Raw genomic sequence first — 25,061 nt, forward strand, 5'->3', positions numbered from 1 at the left:
CTTTGTACTAATGAAATTTTTCAATTCCAGCACAAATTTTGAAACCGTCCTTAAAAAATATTTTTCTTTTAAGAACGAAACTCTTTCCTTAGAACCGTTTGCCGAGTTTTTGGAAAGCATTAAGAGAGCTGATTTTACAGATGTCCTCAATTTCTTTAAAAGTAATCCGGATTTTACAGCCAATTTTAAACATTATATCTACAATATTTTTGAGGGGAGGCCTTTTAACCTTTCGCTTACAGAAGCGAATATCCTTTCTGAAAATGCCTTTTTACCGGAACTGAAAAAAAGAATTCTTAATAAAGTTCTTCCTCCTGTAGAAAAGGAGAAAACGGTGTGGTATCTTATTGATAATATCAGCCTGAGACCAAAGAAAGATCTTGAATATCTTCACAATCTTCCGGAAAATGAAATCAATGAGTTCCTTACAATTTTAGGGATTTCTGATTTTATTATAAAAAATAATGTTAAAAGAGAGCTTATTTTCTCGATGAATATCCTTTCCTGGCGTGTTACAGGAATGGCTATGGAGGTGGAAGTGGTGAGAATGGCTCCCGAATACAGGAATTTTGACAATCCTTTTTTAGCTTTACAAAACGAGCTGGAAAGCCTTGCTGCGGAACTGGAAGCCGACCCCGGATTGCAGCTTCACTCAAAAGACAGCAGCTACAAGCAGATTAAGATCTACATCCAGCAATGTCATGAGTTTGTTAATATAGCTTTTAAAAACTCTTCAAAATATGGAATTTCAGGGAAGATCAATCAGTCACTTCTGAAAATCCGTCAGCAAATTGAAAGAATTAATGAAATCATCAAGCTTCTGGTCATCAATGGTGATGAAGATGTGATTATCAAATCCAAACAGCTGATGTTTAATATTCTCCGGTATAAATCCCATAAGAATAATATCGCAGAGCTTATTAATGACAGTACAAGACTGATTTCCCATCTTATTACAAATCATACGGCAGAAGCCGGATCACATTATATTACCTCCACCAGGAAAGAATATATGAAAATGTTCTATAAAGCCAGTGGTGGTGGAATTATCGTAGGAGCACTCTGTGTGTTGAAAATGTTGTACGGATATATTCCGGGAAGTGATTTTTCCCACGCATTTTTATATTCTATGAATTATGCCATGGGATTCGTTATGATCTACCTGATGGGATTTACTTTAGCAACCAAGCAGCCGGCGATGACTGCTGCAACTATGACTAAAGTACTTGCTGAAGAAGGCAACAGCAAAAGAAATAACACGGAATTTGCACATCTTGTCTCTAAACTATTCAGAAGTCAGTTTATTGCTTTTGTGGGAAATGTAGCGTTATCATTTCCGATAGCTCTGGCTATTATTTATGGGCTGGATGTTTTTTTCTCCCAAAACCTGGCTGTCGACAGATCCGACAAGCTGCTTAAAGACCTGGATCCTTTTCAGTCAAAAGCTATTTTGCATGCAAGTATTGCAGGTTTCTATCTTTTCATCTCAGGAATTATTTCGGGAAATATAGGAAACAACTCCGTATTTTACCAGATCCCTGAAAGGATAGCAAAAAATATATCCATCAGAAAATTATTCGGGGTTAAATTTGCGAAAAACCTTTCTAAATACTATGCTAAGAACTGGCCGGGAATTATATCTAATTTTTGGTTCGGGGTTTTCCTCGGTGCTACTGCTCCGGTTGGGTTATTTTTTGGTTTGGATCTGGATATCCGGCACATTACCTTTGCTGCAGGAAATCTGGCACTTGGATTATATGGAAAAGATTTCTCTGTGGATGCCTACACATTCTGGATTTCCTTCTTTACGGTATTCTTAATAGGATTCTTTAACTTCCTGGTAAGCTTCGGGCTGTCTATGTTTTTAGCGTTCCGTTCCAGAAAACTGAATTTCGGGCAGGTAAGTGAGATTTATAAAGAAATATTCAGGTATTTTTTAAGTCATCCGTTTAAGTTCTTTTTCCCTTTAAGTTCAAGGCTGGATAAACATGCGGATGATCTGATGAACAATACCATATCTACAAAATCTGAAGATCATTAAACTTCTCTTGACCAAATTTATCCTGGAATTTCTTCAGGTAAAAACTTCTCCGCATCTTAAAATCATTTTTTAAAAGAGGGGAATCTATTTTGATCACAATACATTGGTCATGGATCCCTACACTTCTGATTTCCTGAAAAAGACTTTCATCAAGATAATCTTCCAGAAAATCCTTGATTTCAAATGCGATCAATTTATCCTCAAAACCGTGTATTCTGGCAAAGGATTTAACAAGGTCGGATGATTGAAATTCTCTTTTTTTTCGTTTCATTGTTTTAGATCCGAGGTTCGGATTATGTATTAGAAATTGTGGATTAAATTTTTATTTTTTGCAGGTAATGTATGGTACGTTTTGGTTTCTGTTCTCTCTAATACCTTCATGTTTGATAAAGAAAAGTGAGTTTTTATGTGTTTTTAAGAAGAGATCAAAAGCAATTTTATTCTAACTCGTACTCTGAACTTCCTACTTTGTTTCCCACATCAGATTTCAAAAATTATACTTTCCTCATTTATTTTCTTAACTACACTTTCCGTTCTTTCCCTATGGGTATCTGTAATAAAAATCTGCCCGAAATTTTCTTTATTGACCAACTCAATAAGTTGTGCCACGCGATGGTCATCCAGCTTATCAAAAATATCATCCAGTAAAAGAATGGGCGTTTTACCGGTAAGCTCTTTTACGAGACTCATTTGGGCAAGTTTGAGCGAAATAAGAAAGGATTTTTGCTGGCCCTGGGATCCTATCTTTTTAATCAGTGCGGCATCCATTTCGAAAAGCAGGTCATCCTTATGAATTCCTCTGGAAGTATACGTCAGCATTCTGTCTCTTTCCAGGCTTTCCTTAAGTAAATTTTCGAATGAAGATTCCAATAGATGAGATTCGTAGATTACGGATACCATTTCCTTACCTCCGGAAATAATCTGATAAAAGTTTTGAACAATAGGATTGAGTTGGGAAACGAATTCTTTTCTTTTCTCAAAAATTTTAGTTCCGTGATTATGGATAGGAGCATCATAAATCTCGAGGGAATCTTTATCGAATACTCTGTTCTTGGCAAAATACTTTAATAAGGCATTTCTTTGCTGGATGATTTTCTGATACTGGATGAGGTCAAAAAGATATCCCGAATCAGTCTGGCAGATCATAGAATCTAAAAACTTCCGGCGGCTTTCCCCGGAATCCGAAATCAGATTGGAATCATAAGGAGAGATCATTACACTTGGCAGGTAACCGATATGGTCAGACATCCGGTCATAGCTTTTATCATTTTTTTTAATGATCTTTTTAGCCTCTTTGGGCTGCGATATTTTTAAAGTATCCTCACTATCATCATTCTGAACTTCGGCATCAATGGTGAAAAAGTCTTCCTCCTTTTTTATGTTATTAAGATCGGTATTCCCTAAGAAACTTTTTCCCACGGATAAATAGTGGAGGGCATCCAGGATGTTGGTTTTTCCCACACCATTGTTACCTACAAAACAGTTGATTTGAGGGGAGAATTCAAATTTTTTCTCAGCATGGTTCTTGAAATTGTACAGAGAAAGTTTCTTAATAATCATTTGTCAAAAATACTTCATTATTCCCAAAAATAAAAAGGGAAGTGCAGAACAGGTTTCTACCCCAAAAGAAAAATAAGCCTCATCTCTTTTGTTTTCAGAATAGTAGATCAGGATATAGGTGATCACACTGGCCAGAAAAAAAGAAACTGCGTAGGGCGGATCCAGATAAAAAGAAGCCAGCAGGCTACTTATAAAAACCAAAAGATAAGCTATGTATTTTGTATTCTGGGTACCGATCAGTTTGGGAAAGGTTTGCACCCTGTCACTTTTCATATCCCTGATATCAAAAGGAAGGACAAGCGCCGTAATAAAAAAGAAGCTGATCAGAAATATGGAAAGGCTGAATTCCGGTAATGTAAGCCAGCAATTTACCAGTGCCCATACCAGTCCCACATAAAAGACCTTCAGTAAAGGGATTTTTCTTATATAAACGTCCAGAAAAAAGCTATTATATAACAATCCGAGGACGACTATGATAAACCATTTGATTAATCTTATTTCATTGTGATTATGGATGATGAGAAATGCACAAATTACGCCGGCTATAGCATTTAAAATTAATATTTTAAAGAAATGCTTAGTGTATTGATACTTAGTGTAAAGATAACCACTGAAATACGTGATAAAAATTAAGAAAACGGAAGGGAAACGGAATGTGTTTTGCTCTTTCATGAAAAATACTGCAAAAAGAGTTCCCATTACGGAGACATAAATTTGACTGTCTATGACATATTTTTTCAGTATTTTTAAGAAATTCATTTATCAAAAATAACATTTATGAAAAGATTTTCCAAGGTTTTTATGCTTTTGCTTTTAATGCTGAATTTCTCAGCAGTTTTTGCACAGAAATACTACGACGATCAGTGGAAAAAAATTGCTGACAACAGCCAGAAAGGAGCGTACAAATCGAATCTTCCCATTGTTTTAGACATACAAAAACAAGCTATGAAAGAAAATAATACACTGCAGCTGATCAGATCCCTCAAAGCAGAATTTAGTATTGTAAATCAAACGACTGACGATGATCAGAATAATTCCGCTTCTAAATTCTTCGGTAAGCTTCAGGATACACAAAAGCAGCTGAAAGGTGATGAAAGGGTGGTGTATGATGTACTCTTAAGTAGTTTTTTTCAGGATTATTATAAACGGCATTCCTGGGAGATTAATGGACGGACGAACCTGAACTCTCAGGACGTTTCTCAGATTGAAACCTGGAGCAAACTGGATTTTAAAAATTATCTGACGAAGAACTTCAAAGACCTTGACCAGCAGAAAGAGCAAATGAAAAAAATCTCTTTGGATAAATATAAAAGTGCATTTTCAAATACTAAGGATATTATCTATTTTCCAACATTGTGGGATTGGTATTCTCTGAGGAAAATCAACTTTCTGGGGGATAGCGAAATTTTCACAAAAAATGAGCTTGCCGAAAACAGGACTCAGATCAATACAATTTTTGATGAATTAATTGCACAGAATAAAGGAAATGCAAAGTTGTATTTTATGCACCAGAAGCTTTCTGAAAACTGTGATGCCAATCAGTGCAAAGATAAACTGGTGCAACTTCAGAATCTTTTGGAGACTGATACCGAAGGAGATTATAAGGTATTGATCATGGAAGGGATCATGAATGAATACCTGATAAAAAAGCAAGCAAAAGAAGCTTTAGCAGTTGCTGCCCAGGCAAAAAGCCAGTATCCGAAATCTCCGTTTCTTGAGAATATAAAAAATAAAGAAGATCAGATTCTTAATCCGAATCTTACTCTCAAATATGAAGAGCAAACCCAGGCCAATCTTCCTATCCACCTGGTTGCTGAATATAAAAACGTTTCAGAATTTTCATTGAATATTTACGAAGTAAAAGATGATTTTACTTCTTTCATGCAATATATCAGGAACTCATATGGAAATACATTTGGACAGGTGAAAAAAAGCCTGGTAAGAAAAGAAAGCTATCAGCTTCCGGATCCTAAAGATTACCAGATGCATAAAACCTCAGTGGAAATTCAGCCTTTACCTTCCGGTATATACGTTGCTGAGTATCTTGTTGCAGGAGCTGACGCCAGTGATAATGATGCCAAACAGAATTTTTACTTTCTGGTTTCAAACAACAAGGTGATCTACCAGTCGAAAACAGACAGAAATCAACTTTCAAACGAATTGAAACTGGTAAACAGCGAAAACGGAAAAGCTGTAGCTAATGAAAATCTTACGTTCTACGAATTTGTAGCCAATAAAACTTTAAATAAAGTTGATGGAAAAACCAATGATAAAGGTGTTTTCAAATTTCCTTCAACATCAAGTAAGGATTACTACAGGACATTTTTGATACAACAGCCAAAAACCAAAGATTATCAAATCATGCAGGTGTATGGGAATGATGATTATTCCAATTATGATCCTAATAAGCAGGTCCGTTCGAAAGCTCAGATCTTTACAGACCGTGCAATTTACAGACCAGGTCAGACGGTCTATTTTAAAGTGATCAATACAAAGATTGATAAAGAAACGGAAGGGGTGGTATCAGGCCTGAAACAGAAAATAACGCTTGTGGATACCAATGGTCAGGAAGTCTCTGCACAAAATTTTACAACCAGTGAATTCGGATCATATCATGGAAGCTTTATTTTACCAAAAGGACAACTCAATGGGGTGTTCTATTTGAATACCGACGGCAATACGCAGGGATATAAAGATATAAGGGTAGAAGAATATAAGAGACCAAAATTTGAGGTAACCTTCGATCCCGTAAAGGATGAGTATAAATATGGTCAGACCATAGAACTCAAAGGAAAGGCAGCGATGTTTTCTGGTGTTGCCTTAAGCAATACTACGGTGAGTTATGAAATTAAAAAACGCAACATCCGTTGGAGATATTTCTGGTGGTATCCTGAAGGGGATGATAATGAAAATTCAATCCTGGGTGAAGCAAAAACAAATGAAAAAGGAGAGTTTGTTATCCGCCTTGACCTTAAAAAAGATGAAAAACTGGAAGGTATCCAGATCGATAATTATGAGATCAATGCTTCTGTAACGGATATTAACGGAGAAACGCAGACGGCGAATACACAATTGAAGGTAGCTTCCGTATCCCATTATATCAAGGCAGATGAGATTAATAATGCTTTTGCTGATGAGAATGTGAAAGTGAAAGTAGAGACAAGAAACTATAACGAACAGGATCTTAAAAAATCGTATCAGGTAAAGCTTTCTAAACTGGAGTCTCCGGACAGGATCTTCAGGGATAATTTCCTGAGAGAAGTTCAGAATCAGCCAAAATTGAGCAAAGAGGAATTCATTAAGAAATTTCCGCATGATTTATTTGACAAAAATGATGAATTAAAGAATTGGAAGGTCGGAAAAGTTGTTCTTACCAAAACACAGGAGCCATCTGGAGATCAGAAACAATTGGCAACCAATCTGGATCTGGGTAAACTGGAAACGGGTGATTACCAGCTGGAATTGTATAATATGGAAGGAAAAGATACCATAAAATCCGTACAGAATTTCAGTGTTTGGGATAAAGGAGCATTAAAGCCTGGTCAGAAAACATTCCTAAAGGTTATCGGACCTAAAAATGAATGGGGAAGAGGTGAAAAAGCAAAGATCTATGTGTACTCGGCTGTTCCTGATGCCATAGTCAATGTATTTGTTCAGAATGGGTCAGGAAGCACCCTTTCTGAAAGCTATAAGCTGAAAAACGGAATGCTGGAGTATTCAGCAGATATTCCTAAAGATAAAAGTGTATCTGTTTTAAATGTTCAATTTCAGATTGTTGCATTTAATGATGTGCAGACTGAATCTGTCAATTTAAAAATTAAGGACTCTGAAAAGCCTCTTAAAATAGAGACGGTGACTTTCAGAGATAAACTGGAGCCTAATGTAAAGGAGAAATGGTCTGTAAAAGTTTCAGGGAATGATAAGGAGAAGATCAATGCTGAGGTTCTGGCCAATATGTATGATATGTCTCTTGATCAGTTTGCAGCCAACAGCTTCGATTGGGAAAAATTATATATTCCGTATACCATCATAACCTCTTACGATATCAGGGAGAATCTTCTGCAAAAATATTATCAGAAGAGACTGAAATATATGAATGGTAAATATGTGGAAGTACCGGTATTTAACTGGTTTGACAATTCGCTTTATTATGATGGTGCTGTTCTTCAGAGTCTTGAAGGAAGAGCAAGTGGAATAAGAATTAGGGGTAATGCTGCTTACAGTAAAGCGTTACCTGCCCCGGCCGTTGCTGCTAAGGAAGTCGCTGCAGATGCGATGGCTGAAATAAATGAAGTCGTTGTTGTTCGTAAAGGCACAAGTAATCAAGAAGGTGGACAGTCAAAAGAATCTCTGGAAAAAGTTCCGGTTCGACAAAATTTGAATGAAACAGCATTTTTCTATCCGGATCTGAAAACGGATGCAGAAGGCAATGTGAATTTTGAATTTACTTCTCCGGAAGCGCTTACGAAATGGAAGCTTATGTTTCTGGCTCACACAAAAGATGCCAGGTCGGCGACATTGGAGAAAGAAGTAGTTACACAGAAAGAATTTTCCGTAACTCCAAATTATCCAAGGTTTTTAAGAGAAGGTGATGAATTAAACCTTCAGACAAAACTTTCTAATTTAACGGATAAGCGATTAAATGGTTCTGCTGTTTTACAAATCCTGGATGCATTTACTAATGAAGACATTTCTTCAAAATTTGGATTGAATGCAGGAACCCAGAATTTTGATGTAAGTGAAAATGGAAATTCGGTTGCAACATGGAAAGTAAAGGTTCCGGATAATGTTTCATCTATTATCCTTAAAGTAGTGGCTAAAGCAGGTTCTTTCTCAGACGGGGAGCAGCAGGCAATTGCTGTTTTACCGAACAGAATGCTGGTAACAGATGCAGTCCCTGTTTTTGTAAAAGAAGGAGAAACTAAAACTTTTGTTCTGGACCATCTTAAAGATGCGAATTCAGCAACAATAACGAATGTTTCAAATACACTGGAGCTCACAACCAATCCGATCTGGGAAATTATGTTTGCCCTTCCAAGCCTGAAAAATGATCAGAATAGTTCAGCTGATGTAATCTTTAATAAATGGTTTGCTGATGTTTTGGCATCTGAAATTTTCAAAGCAAACCCAAAGATGAAAACCATTTTTGAAGAATATCAGAACAAAGGATTATTGAATTCTAACCTTGAAAAAAATCAGGAATTAAAGCAGTTACTATTAGAGGAAACTCCATGGGTACTGGAAAGTAAAAATGAGCAGGAGCAGATGCAAAAACTTGCATTATTGTTTGATGCCAACACAATGAAAAATTCAATCAATCAGGATTGGGATGATTTCAAAAAACTGCAAAATCCGGATGGAGGCTTTTCATGGTATTCAGGGTATCCTAGCTCTTACGGAGTGTCATTGTATATCCTTAAAAATCTGGGTAAAATCAATTTATGGTTAAAAGGTAATGCCAAGGATTATCAAAGTTCAACGCAAAATGAAATGGTAACCCAATTGATAAACTATGTAGATAACGAGATCAATAAATATGTGGATACGAAAGAAAATGTTTGGAACAACTGGATTCTGGATTATCTGGACACACGTAACTATTGGGAGAAACAATATCCTCTGAAAGGAAAAGGGGCAACTTTAAAATCATTGGTCAAACAAAAAGCAAAAACTGCAAAAATCACTGATTTTACATTCTTCGGACTTCACCGGGCAGCTTTATTGATGAACGATTATGGAATGAAGGAAACTTCTGATAAGCTTATGACCTTTCTTAAAGAAACTTCCACAGATACCAAAACCCAGGGAGTGTACTGGAAGCAGAATCTTAATGACTGGGGTTGGTTCAATTCAAAAGTTGTGAACCATGCCGGTGCATTAGAAGCTTTTAATACCTTAAAACCGAACGATCAGAAGTTTATTGAAGATATGAAGATCTGGCTGGTAACACAGAAGGAAGTTAATTCATGGGGAAGCTCAAGGGGTACTTCAGAAGTGATTTTCACGATATTAAATTCAGGAAAATCATGGACCAGTGCTGAAAGTGATAAAGCAACCATTATTTGGGGCGGAAAAGAACTGGCACCGCAAACACAGGCAACGGGGTATGTAAAGTCAACCGTGAAAAAGGATGCAGTAGACAAAAGCCTGAGTACGGTTACCGTTACCAAGCCGGGGCCCGGAATTGTGCAGGGAGGATTGTTCTGGCAATATTATGAAGATCTGGATAAAATAAAATCATCAGAAAATTATATCTCCGTTACCAAAGAGCTTTATAAAAAAGTGAAAACAGTAAATGGTGAAGAGCTACAGAAAATAGGTGTGGGGACACCACTGAAAGTAGGGGATAAAGTAACAGTAAGAATGATTTTAAATACCGACCGTGCGATGGAGTATATTCATATAAAAGATATGAGAGCAGCCGGATTTGAGCCTCTTAATGTATTATCCGGATATCAGTGGAAAAATAATTTAGGATATTATCAATCTACTAAAGATGCGTCCACAAATTTTTATATTCAATATATGCCGAAAGGGAAATATGTATTTGAGTATGATTATGTTGCTAATGCATCCGGAAAGTTCTCAAATGGTATTACAACGATGCAAAATTACTATGCTCCGCAGATGAATGCTCATACAAAAGGAGACAATGTTCAAATTTTGGAATGATTTTTGGCTTTAGAGAATCAGTAAAAAATAAATACAAAAAATATGAAATTTTCAAAGACACTAATTGCAGGATTAGTCATGATGGTTGGAGTAAATACTTTTGCTCAAAAGAAAGCTGAAAAGTTTGAAAAATTGGAAATTGAAATGTTCCCAAAGGCTAAAGACGGATACAAGCAGGTATACATTCAGCTGCCTGTCGCTAAAAATGAAAAAGATCTGAAAGTTGAATATTTTGTGGGTAAGGAGAAAATGGTTGATTGTAATAACTATTTCATGATGGGGAGCGTAAAATCTCAGGATCTTCAGGGATGGGGCTACAATTATTATGAAGTAGAATCCAATGGAGAGACGGCCGGAACTTTAAAGGGATGTTTAAATAAAAAGGAAACAAAAAAGTTTATTTATATCAAACCGGAAATTGTAGGCTATAACAGTAAATTACCTTTGGTATTTTATGTACCTAAAGACCTCGAAGTACGTTACAGGGTTTTACGTCCGGACGCTGGAATGAAGAAAGCAGTTCAAAAGTAATTTTCAACTTCTAAATATAAAACTCCTCAGTTTTCTGAGGAGTTTTTTTTGTGAAGTACTAAAAAGAGTGGATTATAGGAAGGATCCTGATACAGGTTGTAGAAAATTATTTTATCCTTAAACTATATTTAAACAATTGTTTAATAAATACTGTTGGAGGCCGATTACCATTGAACATCTTTTAAATTCACTATACAGGAGAATTATTCTACGGGTTTTAACATTTTTTTGCATTATATTTGTTGTAAACATGAACCATGAAAAACAATTTATTGATTTTTGCCCTTGGTTTTTTTGTACTTCCAGCTTTTGGTTGGGCACAATCGGCGCCGGACTTTAAGGAACTTTTAGATAGTGCAATGGTTCGGGATTCGGATCTTAAAATGCAGATCACTCAAAATAAACTTACCGATCTTGACGGTCATAAACTGAAAGATATCTTCCTTCCGACGTTGGAATTAAGCGGGCAAGCCGGCTATCTGAACGCAACGGCAAGATTAACTTCTCCTGAAATTAACCTACAACCTTTTTTAACAATTCCTGAAGGAAGGTATAATAACAACCTTAATATTTCCGGTTTCTCGGGTATTGCAAAGGCAGATGCCAAAATGTTGGTGTATTCGGGAGGTAAAGTGAAATATCTTAAAAAGGCGATTGAAGAGAAAAAAGCATCAGAGGACATCCTTCTTGAAAAGACCAGGGATGACGTGGTAGCTGCTGTTTCTAAAGCATACGACCAGCTCGCCCTGATTCATCAGTCTAAAAATGTGTTGGATGAAAGTAAAAAGAGGCTGGACATCAACAGGAAAACAGCCGATAAAGCTCTAGGATACGGATTGATCACACCTTACGATCATAAAAAGATAGAGCTTGCCCAAGCAACCCTGGATGCTAAGATTGTAGAGTATGAAGGAAAAAAAGAGCTGCTTCTTACCCAGCTTTACATTTTAACCGGTATCAATAAAGAACGCCTCCGCCTGATAGAACCCGTTTTAACTCCTGTAGAAATGCTTTCCCGGGAAAATGGAATCGAGCAGAGAGCCGAAATCAGAGCATTGGATCACGGAATTGTAGCCGCGGATTACAAAATTAAAGCAGAAAGAACATGGATGATCCCAAAAATTCAGCTTATGGCTTCTGCATACTATATCGGGTTATATGGAAGCAGAGTCAAAACATCTGAAAATGTAATCCCCGCAATCCCTGCCCTTGGATATGAAGGTGCGCGATTGGATTGGAGGCCCACGAATATTAACATTCTGCCCTTATTTACAGCCGGTATAGGTTTTAAATGGGAAATATTTGATGGAAGAGAGGGAAAGCATGCCGAAGAGACGGCGCGGATAGGTAAAGAAGTTTTACAAAACAAAAAAGAAGATGCCTTGAAAAAACTGACCTTAAACCTCGCGAATAATCAAACGAATTATGATATTGCCACGGCGCAAATAACCCTGAAAAGTAAAGAAAAAGAATTGGCAAAAAATGCCCTTGTACAGGCTGAAAAAGAATTCAGGTATGGGATGAGCAAATCTTCACAACTTATAGAAGCGGAAAGTGACCTTGAAGTTGCGGAACTTGAATATCAGAATGCGGTTTTCAACCAGCGCAGAGCGGGAATTGAACTGATGAGGTCCACGCAGGAGCTGGATATCACGAAATTGTATTAACCCCACTAAAATTAAAATGATGCAAAAAAATATCTCTATACTATTTGGCTTTCTGATTTTATTGGGAAGTTGTGCACAGAAAAAAGAAAACCTCAATGATTCGGAAGGAAAAACCAAAAAGGATGTTGTTTCATTTGCTCCTAAAGTAACCGGGAGGATCCTCAAAATTTATGTTACAGAAGGTCAGACCGTAAAAAAAGGTGACACCTTGGCATTGCTTGATGTTCCTGAAGTTTCAGCAAAAATTGCACAGGCTCAGGGAGCCGTAAGTGCAGCAACGGCACAGGAACAAATGGCTAAGAACGGAGCTACCGCAGATCAGCTGAGACAGCTTCAGGCTAAATATAAAGGATTAAAAGAGCAGTATGATTTCGCACAGAAATCTTTCAAAAGAGCCTCTAATATGTTTAGGGATAGTTTGATGTCTCCGCAGGCTTATGATGAAGTATATGCTAAATTACAGGGTGCCAAAGCGCAATATGACGCTGTAGTCGCGGAACTGGATGATGTAAAAAGAGGAACCCGTTTCGAAAAAGTGGAGATGGCTGCCGGACAGGCTTCGCAAGCCAAAGGAGCTTTACAAGAGGCGAATGTTGCTTATTCTGAACGTTACATTATTGCGACAAACGACATGGAAATAGAAACCATCAGCCTTAATGCCGGAGAGCTTGCGACCGCAGGTTTTGCTCTGTTTAACGGTTACATTCCCGAAAGTACGTATTTCAGGTTTACCGTTCCTGAGAGCGAAATAGCAAAATATAAAAAAGGGCAAACCGTTGCGATGCAGGTCGTTTATAATAAAGAAAACATTGAGGGGACTATCCTGTATATTAAGCAGCTGACAAGATATGCGGATATTACTACTGCCTATCCCGATTATCAGCTGCAGGATGCCATTTATGAGATCAAAGTAAAACCTAAGGATATGAATAAAGCTAAAAATATCCTCGTCAACGCCAATGTGATCCTGAAATAATAATGAAATACAGTCCGATGGCATTTTTGAAATTCCATAAGGCTGTTTAAACAGATATAAACAATGAAAGAATTTTTCCGTCTTTTAAAGCGCGAGTTTAAGATGTTCATTAAAAACTCCACCTTAAGAACCGTATTCTTTGTGGCGCCTTTATTCTATGCCACATTGCTGGGTTTTGTATACAAAAGCGGGAAAGTAGAGCATACGCCAGTTATTGTTATCGACAGGGACAATACTCCGTTGTCGAATCAGCTGGTGGAAATGTTGCAGGACAATAAAGGGATCCGGGTTTTGAAGTATGTTCAGGAACCATTAAGCATAAAAGATGAGGTCATTAAAAATGATGCGGCAGCCGTAGTAATCATTCCTTCCAAGTTTGAAGCTGGAATGCTGCAAAAAAAATATCCGGAAGTCAATGTTTACATTAATACCGGAAATGTTCTTACAGCAAATTTTGCCACAAAAGCCCTTCAGCTGACGATTGGAACTTTCTCTGCAGGTGCATCGATAAAGGCCCTTCAGAAAGCCGGAATGCCGGCAACAAGGGCAGCTACCCAGTTTGAACCCTTTAAAACCAATTATATTACCCTTTTCAATACAACCAGTAATTACCTTATTTTCATGTGGCCGGCCATGTTGGCTGTAGTTTTACAACAGGTGATATTGCTGGCTATGGCCGTAAGTTTTGCTGCAGAATTTCAGGGAGGAACCTTCGTGAAAGAATATTATGGAATGAGGAAATGGGCATTTCCTACAATGCTGATCAAAGTGATACCGATCTGGATATTTTCTATACTGATCGTAGGAATGTATTATTTCATGCACATGATTTTTAAAGTGCCTATGCCTCAGGGGATTTTTAATTTTATAGTTCTGACCTCTGTTTTTGTGAGTTCAGCATCTTTCTTAGGTGTTTTTATCAGTATTCTGATTCCGGATGCCTTGAAGGCAACTCAAATTCTTATGGTTATTGCTTCACCTGCGTTTATTATCAGCGGATTCACCTGGCCATTGAATGCAATGCCTGCTTTTGTACAGTTTATTGCGAATATTATTCCTTTAACCCCATTCTTACAGGCTTTCAAAATATTATTGATTCAAAAAGGATCGGTAGAACTTACATTTCCCTATTTAAGGCACTTGGGAATTCTTTTACTTGTCTATGCTTTTTTAGGGTGGATTGCCCTGAAGATCAAATTATGGCTGGTATTCAGGTACGTAAAACCTGAGAATCCAAAAGAAGAAGATTCCTTCGAAGAAATCGGATAAATTTTTAAGCAAAATATAAATTGACCAGATAAGTTCATCGCATCAGTTGCATCCCAAACTTAATCCATACCACGTACTTTGTAACCCCTTAACTTATACCTCAGACCCGGTATCCATATATCATCGCCCGGGTTTTTACGGTTTTTAAAAAAGGATATAGAATCATCAGAAAAAACTGATATATTTGTTTTCCGAACAATTAACAAACAATGGAAAACGTATTTGATGCAAAAGTTGCTCAGAATTACATCAATAGGATCAATAATCTTATTGAAGATACTCACGGTATTTGGGGAAAAATGATGGTGGATCAGATGCTGGCTCACTGTTGCGTTTCCTATGAGATGGTGTATGAACCGGAGAAGCATAAGAAGCCCGGAGCTATAGCAAAATTTATCCTGAAAAATTTTGTGAAACCTAAAGTCGTTAGTGAAAAAGCCTATCCCAGAGATTCTCCTACTGCACCCCAGTTTATGATTGTGGGAAGAAGGGATTTTGAAGAAGAAAAAAAGAGGCTGATAGGATTTATCCAAAAAACGCAACAACTGGGAGCTGAAGCCTTCGATGGAAAAGAATCATTCTCATTTGGTAAACTGAAATCCCATGAGTGGAGCAATATGTTTGCGAAACATTTAAATCACCACCTGGCTCAGTTCGGAGTATAACTTCGGATGAGTTAGAACCTGTAATGATAGGTTAAAATTACTCAAGGAAATATTGGCCTTCCCTATGCTGTCACAGAATTTCCTTTTATTGATATTGCTTACGTAATACTCAATTAAAAACAAAAAACAATATGAAAAAACTTGTACTACTCCTCATTCTTATTTCCGGTTTTGCTTTTGCTCAGATGCCTAATATTTCAAATGTATGGCTCAACAACAGTAAAGCATACTCCGGAACCATCGGAAATGATAAACAGGCCATAAAGCTCAAGATTAATATTTCAGAACAAAACAGAAAAAATGATCAGGAATATTTTGTTTCCGGATATTCTTTAGTGGATAAAACCTATTCTAAATTTGAAGGAAATCTGACGATTACAAAGTATAAGGATACGAAAAGAAAAGGAACTGTGTATGGTGAATACGAATTGGCAGAGGAGAATAAAGGCAAACATTCCGGTATTTTCAAAGGTAAATTTGTTTATACTTTTAAGTGGAATAAAGTGACTGAGAAAATTGAGTCCCCTTATATCGAATTCATTGGTGACTGGAAAAGCTATGATGGAACAATGGACTTCAAAACCCATATAACCAATCAGTAAAACTGAAGATAAAACTTGTTAATAAAATAAATAAGAAATATGAAGCTAGGAGTATTCTCGCTCAGTTTAAGTGTAAAAGATCTTCAAAAGTCTAAAGACTTTTATGAAAAGCTGGGATTCAGTGCTATGGGAGGAAACATGGACCAAAACTATCTGATCATGAAAAACGGAAGTACATTGATCGGATTATTTCAGGCTATGTTTGACGGGAATATGCTTACCTTCAATCCGGGGTGGGATGAAAATGCAGAGAATCTGGAATCTTTCGATGACGTGCGTGAGATTCAGAAACATTTAAAAGAAAATAATATTCATCTGGAAAAAGAGGCTGATGAAACCACCTCAGGGCCGGAGCACATCTTCCTAAAAGATCCCGATGGGAATATGATTTTAATAGACCAGCACAGATAGAAATACCTATGAAGATTTTAAAATGGGCCATGATCGTATTGGCCGCAATACTGATAGTTTGGTTGGTAATAGCCGCCTTAATTTCCGGGGATTTCAAATATGAAAAAACCATAACAATTAATGCTCCTGTAGAAAAAGTATGGCAGAACACCAACACTTTAAAAGCAATGGATCTCTGGAGTCCATGGAACAGGCTGGATGCGGGAATGAAAAAGGAATGGGCCGGAACCGAAGGGCAACCGGGCGAAAAAATGTGCTGGAGCAGTAAAAATGATAAAACGGGAAAAGGGTGCCAGGAAATAAAAAAAGTAGATCCTTCCCTAAAAAGAATAGATACTTCAATTAAATTCATGACTCCTTACGAAAGTGAAGCAGATACTTATGTTATAGTGGCTCATGAAGGAAACGCAAGCAGGGTGACCTGGGGGTTCACCTCCCAAATTCCATACCCTTTTACCATAATGAAGCTGTTTATGAATATGGATGGTGCCATTGGAAAAGACTATGAACAAGGGCTTTCCATGTTGAAACGAATTTCCGAAAAGCCTTAAAACATCAGACAAACTCAATTTTAAAAAATACTTTATGGCAACAGTAAACGTTTATCTTACATTCAATGGGAACTGCAGGGAAGCATTTGATTTCTATAAATCTGTTTTTGGCGGCGAATATCCTTATATCGGAACTTTTGGAGAAATGCCTCCAATGGAAGGAAAAGAAACTCCGGAAGAAGATAAAAATAAGATTATGCATGTTTCTTTACCCATTTCTAAAGAAACAGTCTTAATGGGAAGTGACACCGGCGGAGAGTGGGCATCTCATTTTGTGGCAGGAAATAATATTTCTGTTTCCATTAATGCAGAGTCAAAAGAAGAAGCTACAAAATTATTCAATGGACTTTCAGAAGGAGGACAGGTGACAATGGCACTTGCAGATACTTTCTGGGGTGCTTATTTTGGTATGTTTACAGATAAATTCGGAATCAACTGGATGGTAAATTATGATGATCCGGCTAAAGCTCAGGTACATCCGTAACATTCATTTTTTGTATACGAAATATAGTTAAAAAGAACCGGCAGGAATTCCTGTCGGTTTTCATTTTATTATACATTTGCATTCCTGTTTTTTTAATTTTACAAAGAGCACTTTTTCGGAAGATTAAATAAGGAATTCATAACTTTAAACCCATTAAACAAAAGATGATGAATTTAACAATTATGATATATTGGCGGTAAAATAAGTGCCATCCGGATAAATCAGGTTCCTTCTCAACAAACTTTAACAATTAAAAACACAACATATGATTTTAAAAATACTCACCATTGCATTGATTGTTTTTGCAGTGTATATGGGCTTTAAACAAGGGATAGCAATGGTTTCCGGGAAACCTGAAATGCTACAGATGCTTGGCAGAATAGGAATGAACAATACCGCTATCATGGTTTTGGGGATAATTACCATAATCAGTGCGGTGTTGATCGTAATTCCACAGACTTTTTTCTGGGGGAATTTTTTAATGGCGGGAACGATCTTGCTTATTATGGGACTAGAGCTTTTTCACGGGGATATAAAAGGTGCTTTGATAGAGCTTCCGTTCATGGGTTTGAATCTTCTTATTATTTTCTTAAATTATCCCTTTAAATTCTCATGAAAAAAATTATTTATTTACTGACGGTATTTTCCATGTATTGCGCATGTGCCCAGAAAAATGATGTTAAAACAACCCCTACTCAACAACAGACAAAAAATGATATGGATACAACAAAATTAAATGAAACGGTAAAAAAGGCTTTTGATGCATGGCAAAAAGGTGATGCGGAAAATTTTACTTCTTTTTTTACTGCAGATGCTAAATTATATGACGATGGTAATCCAAGGGATTTTAAGAAATTCGTAAAAGATGCTTGTGGACACGAGAAATTTACTTCGATTGATACTATTGAAAATGAAGGTAAAACCATCTATGGCCGGTTTCACACAGAAAGCTGGGGGGATTTCAGAACTTTTTTTAAATTTAATATCAACAGTGACGGAAAGTTTGACAAGTTGGAAATAGGTCAGGCTAATTAATTAATAAAATATAAACGTAGAAGATTAGTATGGAGATTATAAGGTCGGTATCCCTCGTCATTTTTATTTTTGCAACAACACTTTCATTTGCTCAGAAAAATGATTTGGGAGCCTGGTATATGTATTTCGGGAATAATAAAATCAATAAAAAATGGAACTGGCACAATGAAATTCAGTATCGTAACTTTGATGCGGTTGGAGATCTTGAGCAGCTTTTAATCCGTACAGGGATCGGATACGATCTGTCGGAAAATAACAATAATGTTTTATTAGGTTACGGATTTATTTTAAGTCAGCCCTATGTAAACGGCGAGAAAAAAGAAAATATTGAACACAGGATTTTTCAGCAGTTTATCACCAAACAACAATTTGGAAGATTTTATCTTCAGCATCGTTACCGTTTGGAAGAACGCTTTCTTGAAGAGGATTTCAGAATGAGGTTTCGTTATTTCCTGGGGCTAAATATTCCGATCAATAATAAAGAAATGCTTCCGAAAACTTTTTATGCTTCTCTCTATAATGAAGTTTTTCTTCACTTTGATAGCCCGGTATTTGACAGGAACAGGGTGTACGGAGCGTTGGGATATGTGATCAGTAAGAATTTAAGAATCGAAGCAGGGTATATGAATCAGCTCCAGGAGAATAGAAACAGGGGACAGATTCAGATCGGATTTTATAACAACATACCATTTAACAAAAAGTAAAAACACATTTATGCACTCAGGAAAAAGATTTGGAGCCCGTGAATTTGCTATGTGGACAAGGAGAAGTATCTATGTCCTTGCCGTTTTAGCAGCAATTCCTACGGTACTTTATCATTTCGGTTTAACATTCGTTTCATTTCCCTGGCAGCCCATTGCAATCATGGGAACAGCGGTAGCTTTCATTGTAGGTTTTAAAAATAATGCAAGTTACAGCAGGCTGTGGGAAGCAAGGCAGATTTATGGTTCTATTATTAACAACAGCCGGAGTTTTGGATATATTCTCAGGGATTCGCTCTCTGCTAAAGATCCTGCTAAAGTAAAAGAAATGTTCTCACGGCATTATGCATGGTTAACGGCATTACGTTTTCAACTAAGGGAGCCAAGGGCGTGGGAGAATATGAATACGGTACAGTTTGACGAATACTCAAAAAAATATGACATTCCGGAAAGGCTTTCCAAGCTGGATGAAGAACTGAAACTTTATCTTTCTGAAAGTGAACTTCATTATATTCTCAGTAAAAAGAACAGGGCTACACAATTGATGGCTGCCCAAAGCAAAGAACTGTCGGAGGCTTATGCAAAAGGAGAGATTAATGATTTTCAATGGACACAAATCAACCAGCAACTGGTAAAATTCACCGATGATCAGGGAAAAGCTGAAAGAATAAAAAACTTCCCATATCCCAGGAATTTTTCATCGATTACTACTTACCTGTTGCTGCTGTTTATTGTTTTTGTTCCTTTCGGATTGTTGAAAGAATTTGATAAACTGGGAGAGGGAACTTTATTAGAAGGGTTTACCATATGGTTTAATATTCCGTTTTCACTTTTGGTAACCTGGTGCTTTCATACACTGGATAGTGTGGGAGAGGCTTCTGTAAATCCTTTTGAAGGAAGTCCTAATGATGTTCCTATCACACAGATCAGCCGGACAATTGAGATCGATATGAGAGATATGCTGGATGAACATAACCTTCCTTTACCAATAAGTCCGAAGAATAATATTGTTCTGTAGGAAATAAAAAACACAATGACAAAAGAATTTATTTAGATTTCTAACCTAATATTAATTAAATAAAATCATAAATAAATGATTCACAATTACGTAATAATATCAATCGCAGTATTGCTGTCTGTGATGATATTAGTAATGATCGGGCAAAAGCTGAAAGTAGCGTATCCTATTTTCCTTGTTATAGCAGGATTATTGATAAGCTTTATTCCGGGTATGCCTCACATTGAAATAGAACCGGATCTGGTCTTTCTTATTTTTCTTCCTCCTATTTTATTTGAAGCCGCCTGGTTTACCTCATGGCAGGACTTCCATAAATGGAGAAAGCAGATTTTTTCGATGGCTTTTGGGCTGGTATTCCTTACTTCAATAGTAGTGGCGTATCTATCATCATCAATCATTCCGGGACTTACTGTTGCGATGGGATTCCTGTTGGGAGGAGTAAATTCTCCACCAGATGCTGTGGCAGCTACATCGGTACTCAGAAATATGAAGATCCCGAAGAAGATTACGAGTATTCTTGAGGGAGAAAGCCTGATTAATGACGCATCGAGTTTGATCGTATTTAAGTTTGCTTTAGCGGCCGTTATTTCGGGGCAATTTATCTTTAGAGATGCTGTCCAGGATTTTTTCATTATGGCTATTGGAGGGATTGCGATAGGAATTGCAGTAGGTTTCCTGTTCGGAGCTCTACTTCGTATCATTCCTTCCAATTCCAATATAGACACTATTATCACACTTATTGTCCCATACATTATGTATGTTGGTGCTGAACATTTTCATTTTTCAGGAGTATTATCTGTGGTAGCCGGAGGTTTACTGATGTCTTATAATTCTCATTGTTATTTGAGCCATACTTCGAGAATTCAGTCGGGTAATGTATGGAGTGTTCTTATCTTTTTGATGAATACCATCATTTTCATCCTCATCGGTCTTGAATTACCCATAGTAGTTGCTGCAATGCAAGATTATACCATCTCTGAAGGAATCTTCTATAGTGTGGTGATCGGTGGTGCCATTATTCTGACAAGAATTATCTACAGTTACGCATTAATGTATTTTCCAAGACTTTGTTCAAAAGAACTGAGGCTGAAGGTCCCCAAACCAGATTGGAGGGAACCCTTTATCATCAGCTTTGCAGCAATGAGGGGAGTTGTTTCCTTAGCTGCAGCATTGTCAATCCCTGCATTTTTACCTAACGGAGATGCGTTCCCACATCGTAATATTATTTTATTCGTAACTTTCGTTATTATTTTAATTACTTTAGTGGGGCAGGGGCTTTTGTTGTCTCCTATTTTAAAGTTGTTGAAAATAAGTGATGCAGGAAGTGAAATACCTGAAGAAAAGCAGGAGGTTATTTTAATGAGAAAATTAAAAGAAACCGCTTTGCAAAAACTGGATACTGATTTCTCAGATCTTGCAGAAAGAAACAGTCTTGTACGTCATCAGAAACATAAACTGGAAAATGAAATGATGATGATGGCAGATAAAGCCCAATGTATGGCTTCTACTGGAGATTACGTTTCTGCCATGAACGAGAATAAGGATGTTTTAAGACAGGTAATACAGGCGCAGCGAAATGAATTGCACCGTATGAAACGTGAAAAGATATTTGATGATCATGTGATGCGGACGATTGAAATGCAGCTGGATTTTGATGAAGCTAAAATTACCGGGTTTACCCACGGATAGATTTGAGAAATAAAAAAATAACATGAGTACACCTATTATTGTTCAACAGAAAGTGGATGCTTCACCTGATAAGGTCTGGATGGCATTGACAGATAGAGATCAGATGAAATCCTGGTATTTTGATATCTCTGATTTTGAATTGGAAATAGGAAAACGGTTTAATTTCTATGAACCCGGAAATGAAAAAAAATACCACCATCAGGGAAGTATTTTGGATTTTGCCATCAATGAACGACTCAGACATACATGGTCATATCCCGAATTTTCCGATGCTGAAACTACAGTGATCTGGGAACTTCAGCCGGAAGATGGAGGAACAGTGATAACGCTGACTCATGAAAACACGGATCTCTTTAAAAACCTGGGAGAGGGATTTTCAAAAGAAAACTTTACAAAGGGATGGAATGTGATCGTTGGAGAAAGTCTGAAATCCTATCTGGAAAATAAATAACAAAAACGCAAAGACGCAGATTGAGTGTCTTTGCGTTTTGCTTTATAAATTAAAAATATGATAAAATATACTTCTCTTCGTCCCATACTCTGGACACAAAATCTTGATGAAACCCTTGGCTTTTATCTTCATATCCTTGGGTTTAATCTGGTGGAAAGGAATGATGAATGGGAATGGGCAACGATCCGTAAAGATGACGTTGAGGTAATGCTCTCGAAGCCTAACGATCATGAAAAATTCAATGGAATAGGATTTACCGGCTCATTTTACTTTAACGTCGACAGTGTAGATGATTTATGGGAAGAATTAAAAGACAAGGCTGAAATTTGCTATGAAATAGAAACCTTTGAATGGGACATGCGGGAATTCGCTATTTATGATAACAATGGGTACATATTACAATTTGGTCAACCCGCCAATCAAATTGGCAGAACGGAATAAAATTTGCTATTTTTGGGGAAATATTTAGAAATTCAATGAAAAAAAATATAATACTTGGTTTTGCGGCGATTTTGATGTTGGCGTCTTGTAACAATGATAAAAAAATATTGAATAGTTTAAGTGATTATAACAATTCAATGGAAAGCAAAGGATATCACTTCGGAGATAAACTTGAACTTCCGAAAGATGTTGCAGATAATGCAGAAAGTGTAACCATCAGTTTTGGAGATAAGGAGACCTCAAACCTTGTGATTGATCCTAAATTTTTCACATTAGGAGATAATGCCGTTACTTTTAATATTAAAACAAAAGGAGGAGAAACATTAAATCAGGATGCTACGATCAATGTTTTTGCAAAAAATCCTGAAAAAAAGATCTCTTATGAAATCGTTGCGGAATACCCGCATAATCCCGCCAACTTTGTGCAGGGATTTCAGATCGAAGGAAACACGATCTATGAAAGTGATGGGCAAAACGGGTCTTCACAAATTCTGAAGTATACTCTGGGCACAACAACTCCTTTAGCTTCAACAAAGCAGGCTCAGGAAGACTTCTCTGAAGGAAGTACGATTGTAGGAGATAAAGTATATCAATTGACATGGCAAAGCAAAAAAGGATATATCTACGATAAAAGTTCATTGAAGCTTTTATCTGAATTTGCATATCCGAACGTATTAGGAGAAGGATGGGGACTGACATATGACGGACAAAACTTGATTGCTTCCGATGGAAGTAAATTGTTGTATTTCCTTGATCCGAAAGATCCTTCAAAATTGGTTAAATATATTGCTGTAGCAGGAAGCTCACAGGCTTATGATCAGTTAAATGAATTAGAATACCACAATGGGTTTATTTATGCTAACGTATGGCAGAAACCTATTATTCTTAAAATAAACCCGGCAAACGGAGAAGTGGTGGGAACATTTGATTTTACAGATATTGCCAAGCAGAATACCAAGGGAAGTGATGATGTATTGAACGGGATCGCTTTCAAAGGAGAAAATATGCTGGTAACAGGAAAGAACTGGCCAAAAATATATGAAGTTGCCATTAAGTAATACAGACAACTCATTTAAAATTATATTTGAATAGCGCTCCCATCGGGCGCTATTTTAATGGAAAACAGAAACGGAGGTTTTAATAATTAAATTTCCATATAACAAATACGCGTTACAGCATGATGATGCCCAAAATGAAATTAGTACAAAGCAATAAATTTTGCTACTTTTGAGAAAATTATTTGGAAACTCAATGAAAGTAAATCCGATAGCCGGTCTTGTAGCGGTTGTATTATTAGTGTCTTGTAATAAAGATAAAGAGATTTTAAATTCTTTAAACGACTATAATCTTTCCATGGAACAAAAAGGTTATCATTATAATGATAAACTGAAAATTCCAGGGGATGTCTTAGAAAATGCAGAAACTATTACCATCAGTTTCGGGGATAAAGAAACCTCAGATTTAACCATTAATCCAAAGTTTTTTGGTCTTGGGGATAATGATGTAACATTTGTTGTTAAAACAAAAGGAGGAAAAACACTTTATCAGGATGCCACGATCAATGTCTTTGCAAAAAATCCTGAAAAGAAAATGTCCTACCAGATTGTAGCGGAATATCCACATGATCCTGATAATTTTATTGAAGGATTTACTGTAGAAGGGAATACGGTGTACGAGAGTGTAGGGTTAGAGAAATCATCTAAGCTTTTAAAATATAACTTGGGAGGAACCATACCCGGTAGTGTAACAAAACAACCAGCGGATATTTTTTCCGAAGGCTGTGCCACTGCAGGAGATAAGATATTTCAGTTAACCTACCGAAATAGAAAAGGTTTTGTATATGATAAAAGTTCTCTGAAACTGATTTCTGAATTTCCTTTAGCATCAGCGATGAAAGAAGGATGGGGACTAACCTATGATGGTAAGAATCTGATAGCGACAGATGGCTCAAAAAACCTGTATTTTCTGAATGTAAATGACCCTTCTATAACATTAAAAACAATGCCTGTGGCAGGAAGCGCTGAAGTGTATGATCAGCTTAATGAACTGGAATACCACAATGGATTTATTTATTCAAACATCTGGCATAAACCTATCATTTTAAAAATTAACCCTGTGAATGGAGAGGTTGTGGGTACATTTGACTTTACGCAACTGACAGCAGAAAATTCCGGAGATAACACTGAGCATGTTTTAAATGGAATTGCCTTTAAAGGTGATAATATGTTGGTAACGGGAAAAAATTGGGCAAAAATTTATGAGGTTGCTATTAAATAATTTAAAATAATAACAATTGA

At 36.8% G+C, this 25,061-nt stretch carries 23 protein-coding genes; 20 read left to right on the plus strand and 3 right to left on the minus strand.

Going from position 1 to position 25,061, the window contains the following annotated elements:
- Nucleotides 1-10 precede the first annotated feature (10 nt).
- Nucleotides 11-2,041, plus strand: a complete 2,031-nt coding sequence (locus AAEU33_RS12225) for a recombinase (protein ID WP_345987789.1) — start codon at nucleotides 11-13, stop codon at nucleotides 2,039-2,041.
- On the opposite strand, the gene AAEU33_RS12230 is transcribed toward AAEU33_RS12225, so the two are convergent.
- The 3 genes from AAEU33_RS12230 to AAEU33_RS12240 form a co-directional block, all read right to left on the minus strand.
- Entirely contained in the window at nucleotides 2,019-2,312 is a 294-nt protein-coding gene (locus AAEU33_RS12230) for a hypothetical protein (RefSeq protein WP_172279002.1), read from the minus strand. The two genes, AAEU33_RS12225 and AAEU33_RS12230, sit on opposite strands and share 23 nt — an antisense overlap.
- A 209-nt stretch (nucleotides 2,313-2,521) precedes the next feature.
- Nucleotides 2,522-3,601, minus strand: a complete 1,080-nt coding sequence (locus AAEU33_RS12235; protein WP_172279000.1) for a DNA replication/repair protein RecF — start codon at nucleotides 3,599-3,601, stop codon at nucleotides 2,522-2,524.
- Between the two features lie 3 nt (nucleotides 3,602-3,604).
- The gene (locus tag AAEU33_RS12240) at nucleotides 3,605-4,360 is read right to left on the minus strand and encodes a hypothetical protein (protein ID WP_172278998.1); all 756 of its coding nucleotides are present in this window, start codon (nucleotides 4,358-4,360) and stop codon (nucleotides 3,605-3,607) included.
- Nucleotides 4,361-4,378: 18 nt separating this feature from the next.
- On the opposite strand from AAEU33_RS12240, the gene AAEU33_RS12245 reads away from it, so the two are divergent.
- The 19 genes from AAEU33_RS12245 to AAEU33_RS12335 all read left to right on the plus strand — a co-directional run bounded on the left by AAEU33_RS12245 (nucleotide 4,379) and on the right by AAEU33_RS12335 (nucleotide 25,041).
- A complete protein-coding gene (locus AAEU33_RS12245; protein WP_345987791.1) occupies nucleotides 4,379-10,273 on the plus strand; it encodes an alpha-2-macroglobulin family protein in 5,895 nt (1,964 codons plus the stop codon).
- Nucleotides 10,274-10,315: 42 nt separating this feature from the next.
- Complete coding sequence (locus AAEU33_RS12250; RefSeq protein WP_345987793.1) at nucleotides 10,316-10,804, plus strand: ecotin family protein; 489 nt, start codon at nucleotides 10,316-10,318, stop codon at nucleotides 10,802-10,804.
- Between the two features lie 257 nt (nucleotides 10,805-11,061).
- A complete protein-coding gene (locus AAEU33_RS12255; protein ID WP_345987795.1) occupies nucleotides 11,062-12,471 on the plus strand; it encodes a TolC family protein in 1,410 nt (469 codons plus the stop codon).
- A gap of 19 nt (nucleotides 12,472-12,490) precedes the next feature.
- Nucleotides 12,491-13,447, plus strand: coding sequence for a biotin/lipoyl-binding protein (locus AAEU33_RS12260; RefSeq protein ID WP_172278991.1), 957 nt, complete (start codon nucleotides 12,491-12,493; stop codon nucleotides 13,445-13,447).
- A 63-nt stretch (nucleotides 13,448-13,510) separates the two neighbouring features.
- On the plus strand, nucleotides 13,511-14,716 hold the full coding sequence (locus tag AAEU33_RS12265; protein ID WP_345987797.1) for an ABC transporter permease: 1,206 nt from the start codon (nucleotides 13,511-13,513) through the stop codon (nucleotides 14,714-14,716).
- Nucleotides 14,717-14,925: 209 nt separating this feature from the next.
- The gene (locus AAEU33_RS12270; RefSeq protein ID WP_172278987.1) at nucleotides 14,926-15,381 is read left to right on the plus strand and encodes a DUF1569 domain-containing protein; all 456 of its coding nucleotides are present in this window, start codon (nucleotides 14,926-14,928) and stop codon (nucleotides 15,379-15,381) included.
- A gap of 131 nt (nucleotides 15,382-15,512) precedes the next feature.
- Nucleotides 15,513-15,983 (plus strand): hypothetical protein, encoded by a 471-nt coding sequence (locus tag AAEU33_RS12275; RefSeq protein WP_273648374.1) that lies wholly within the window; start codon nucleotides 15,513-15,515, stop codon nucleotides 15,981-15,983.
- A 39-nt stretch (nucleotides 15,984-16,022) separates the two neighbouring features.
- Nucleotides 16,023-16,394, plus strand: coding sequence for a VOC family protein (locus tag AAEU33_RS12280; protein ID WP_273648373.1), 372 nt, complete (start codon nucleotides 16,023-16,025; stop codon nucleotides 16,392-16,394).
- 8 nt (nucleotides 16,395-16,402) lie between these two features.
- Nucleotides 16,403-16,945 carry an SRPBCC family protein gene (locus tag AAEU33_RS12285; RefSeq protein ID WP_345987799.1) on the plus strand — a complete coding sequence of 181 codons (543 nt, stop codon included), beginning with the start codon at nucleotides 16,403-16,405 and terminating at the stop codon, nucleotides 16,943-16,945.
- A 34-nt stretch (nucleotides 16,946-16,979) separates the two neighbouring features.
- On the plus strand, nucleotides 16,980-17,429 hold the full coding sequence (locus AAEU33_RS12290; RefSeq protein ID WP_345987800.1) for a VOC family protein: 450 nt from the start codon (nucleotides 16,980-16,982) through the stop codon (nucleotides 17,427-17,429).
- Between the two features lie 265 nt (nucleotides 17,430-17,694).
- Nucleotides 17,695-18,045, plus strand: a complete 351-nt coding sequence (locus AAEU33_RS12295) for a DoxX family protein (protein ID WP_345987802.1) — start codon at nucleotides 17,695-17,697, stop codon at nucleotides 18,043-18,045.
- Nucleotides 18,042-18,464 carry a nuclear transport factor 2 family protein gene (locus AAEU33_RS12300; protein ID WP_345987803.1) on the plus strand — a complete coding sequence of 141 codons (423 nt, stop codon included), beginning with the start codon at nucleotides 18,042-18,044 and terminating at the stop codon, nucleotides 18,462-18,464. The genes AAEU33_RS12295 and AAEU33_RS12300 overlap by 4 nt, the downstream gene beginning before the upstream one ends.
- 29 nt (nucleotides 18,465-18,493) lie before the next feature.
- On the plus strand, nucleotides 18,494-19,168 hold the full coding sequence (locus AAEU33_RS12305; RefSeq protein WP_345987805.1) for a DUF2490 domain-containing protein: 675 nt from the start codon (nucleotides 18,494-18,496) through the stop codon (nucleotides 19,166-19,168).
- Between the two features lie 10 nt (nucleotides 19,169-19,178).
- The gene (locus AAEU33_RS12310) at nucleotides 19,179-20,183 is read left to right on the plus strand and encodes a bestrophin family ion channel (protein WP_345987806.1); all 1,005 of its coding nucleotides are present in this window, start codon (nucleotides 19,179-19,181) and stop codon (nucleotides 20,181-20,183) included.
- Nucleotides 20,184-20,258: 75 nt separating this feature from the next.
- The gene (locus tag AAEU33_RS12315; protein ID WP_172278971.1) at nucleotides 20,259-21,872 is read left to right on the plus strand and encodes a Na+/H+ antiporter; all 1,614 of its coding nucleotides are present in this window, start codon (nucleotides 20,259-20,261) and stop codon (nucleotides 21,870-21,872) included.
- Between the two features lie 22 nt (nucleotides 21,873-21,894).
- The gene (locus tag AAEU33_RS12320; protein WP_345987808.1) at nucleotides 21,895-22,323 is read left to right on the plus strand and encodes an SRPBCC domain-containing protein; all 429 of its coding nucleotides are present in this window, start codon (nucleotides 21,895-21,897) and stop codon (nucleotides 22,321-22,323) included.
- Nucleotides 22,324-22,380: 57 nt separating this feature from the next.
- Nucleotides 22,381-22,764, plus strand: coding sequence for a VOC family protein (locus AAEU33_RS12325; RefSeq protein ID WP_345987810.1), 384 nt, complete (start codon nucleotides 22,381-22,383; stop codon nucleotides 22,762-22,764).
- 35 nt (nucleotides 22,765-22,799) lie between these two features.
- Nucleotides 22,800-23,822, plus strand: a complete 1,023-nt coding sequence (locus AAEU33_RS12330) for a glutaminyl-peptide cyclotransferase (protein ID WP_345987811.1) — start codon at nucleotides 22,800-22,802, stop codon at nucleotides 23,820-23,822.
- 193 nt (nucleotides 23,823-24,015) lie between these two features.
- Entirely contained in the window at nucleotides 24,016-25,041 is a 1,026-nt protein-coding gene (locus AAEU33_RS12335; RefSeq protein ID WP_345992772.1) for a glutaminyl-peptide cyclotransferase, read from the plus strand.
- Nucleotides 25,042-25,061: the final 20 nt, after the last annotated feature.

The organism is Chryseobacterium sp. Chry.R1, assembly GCF_039645525.1.
In the GTDB taxonomy this organism is placed as follows: Bacteria; Bacteroidota; Bacteroidia; order Flavobacteriales; family Weeksellaceae; genus Chryseobacterium; species Chryseobacterium proteolyticum.

Bases quoted from the DNA above. Each gene is read 5' to 3' on its own strand.
- AAEU33_RS12225 (WP_345987789.1), top strand. From the start codon at position 11: ATGAAATTTTTCAATTCCAGCACAAATTTTGAAACCGTCCTTAAAAAA.
- AAEU33_RS12230 (WP_172279002.1), bottom strand. From the start codon at position 2,312: ATGAAACGAAAAAAAAGAGAATTTCAATCATCCGACCTTGTTAAATCC.
- AAEU33_RS12235 (WP_172279000.1), bottom strand. From the start codon at position 3,601: ATGATTATTAAGAAACTTTCTCTGTACAATTTCAAGAACCATGCTGAG.
- AAEU33_RS12240 (WP_172278998.1), bottom strand. From the start codon at position 4,360: ATGAATTTCTTAAAAATACTGAAAAAATATGTCATAGACAGTCAAATT.
- AAEU33_RS12245 (WP_345987791.1), top strand. From the start codon at position 4,379: ATGAAAAGATTTTCCAAGGTTTTTATGCTTTTGCTTTTAATGCTGAAT.
- AAEU33_RS12250 (WP_345987793.1), top strand. From the start codon at position 10,316: ATGAAATTTTCAAAGACACTAATTGCAGGATTAGTCATGATGGTTGGA.
- AAEU33_RS12255 (WP_345987795.1), top strand. From the start codon at position 11,062: ATGAAAAACAATTTATTGATTTTTGCCCTTGGTTTTTTTGTACTTCCA.
- AAEU33_RS12260 (WP_172278991.1), top strand. From the start codon at position 12,491: ATGCAAAAAAATATCTCTATACTATTTGGCTTTCTGATTTTATTGGGA.
- AAEU33_RS12265 (WP_345987797.1), top strand. From the start codon at position 13,511: ATGAAAGAATTTTTCCGTCTTTTAAAGCGCGAGTTTAAGATGTTCATT.
- AAEU33_RS12270 (WP_172278987.1), top strand. From the start codon at position 14,926: ATGGAAAACGTATTTGATGCAAAAGTTGCTCAGAATTACATCAATAGG.
- AAEU33_RS12275 (WP_273648374.1), top strand. From the start codon at position 15,513: ATGAAAAAACTTGTACTACTCCTCATTCTTATTTCCGGTTTTGCTTTT.
- AAEU33_RS12280 (WP_273648373.1), top strand. From the start codon at position 16,023: ATGAAGCTAGGAGTATTCTCGCTCAGTTTAAGTGTAAAAGATCTTCAA.
- AAEU33_RS12285 (WP_345987799.1), top strand. From the start codon at position 16,403: ATGAAGATTTTAAAATGGGCCATGATCGTATTGGCCGCAATACTGATA.
- AAEU33_RS12290 (WP_345987800.1), top strand. From the start codon at position 16,980: ATGGCAACAGTAAACGTTTATCTTACATTCAATGGGAACTGCAGGGAA.
- AAEU33_RS12295 (WP_345987802.1), top strand. From the start codon at position 17,695: ATGATTTTAAAAATACTCACCATTGCATTGATTGTTTTTGCAGTGTAT.
- AAEU33_RS12300 (WP_345987803.1), top strand. From the start codon at position 18,042: ATGAAAAAAATTATTTATTTACTGACGGTATTTTCCATGTATTGCGCA.
- AAEU33_RS12305 (WP_345987805.1), top strand. From the start codon at position 18,494: ATGGAGATTATAAGGTCGGTATCCCTCGTCATTTTTATTTTTGCAACA.
- AAEU33_RS12310 (WP_345987806.1), top strand. From the start codon at position 19,179: ATGCACTCAGGAAAAAGATTTGGAGCCCGTGAATTTGCTATGTGGACA.
- AAEU33_RS12315 (WP_172278971.1), top strand. From the start codon at position 20,259: ATGATTCACAATTACGTAATAATATCAATCGCAGTATTGCTGTCTGTG.
- AAEU33_RS12320 (WP_345987808.1), top strand. From the start codon at position 21,895: ATGAGTACACCTATTATTGTTCAACAGAAAGTGGATGCTTCACCTGAT.
- AAEU33_RS12325 (WP_345987810.1), top strand. From the start codon at position 22,381: ATGATAAAATATACTTCTCTTCGTCCCATACTCTGGACACAAAATCTT.
- AAEU33_RS12330 (WP_345987811.1), top strand. From the start codon at position 22,800: ATGAAAAAAAATATAATACTTGGTTTTGCGGCGATTTTGATGTTGGCG.
- AAEU33_RS12335 (WP_345992772.1), top strand. From the start codon at position 24,016: ATGAAAGTAAATCCGATAGCCGGTCTTGTAGCGGTTGTATTATTAGTG.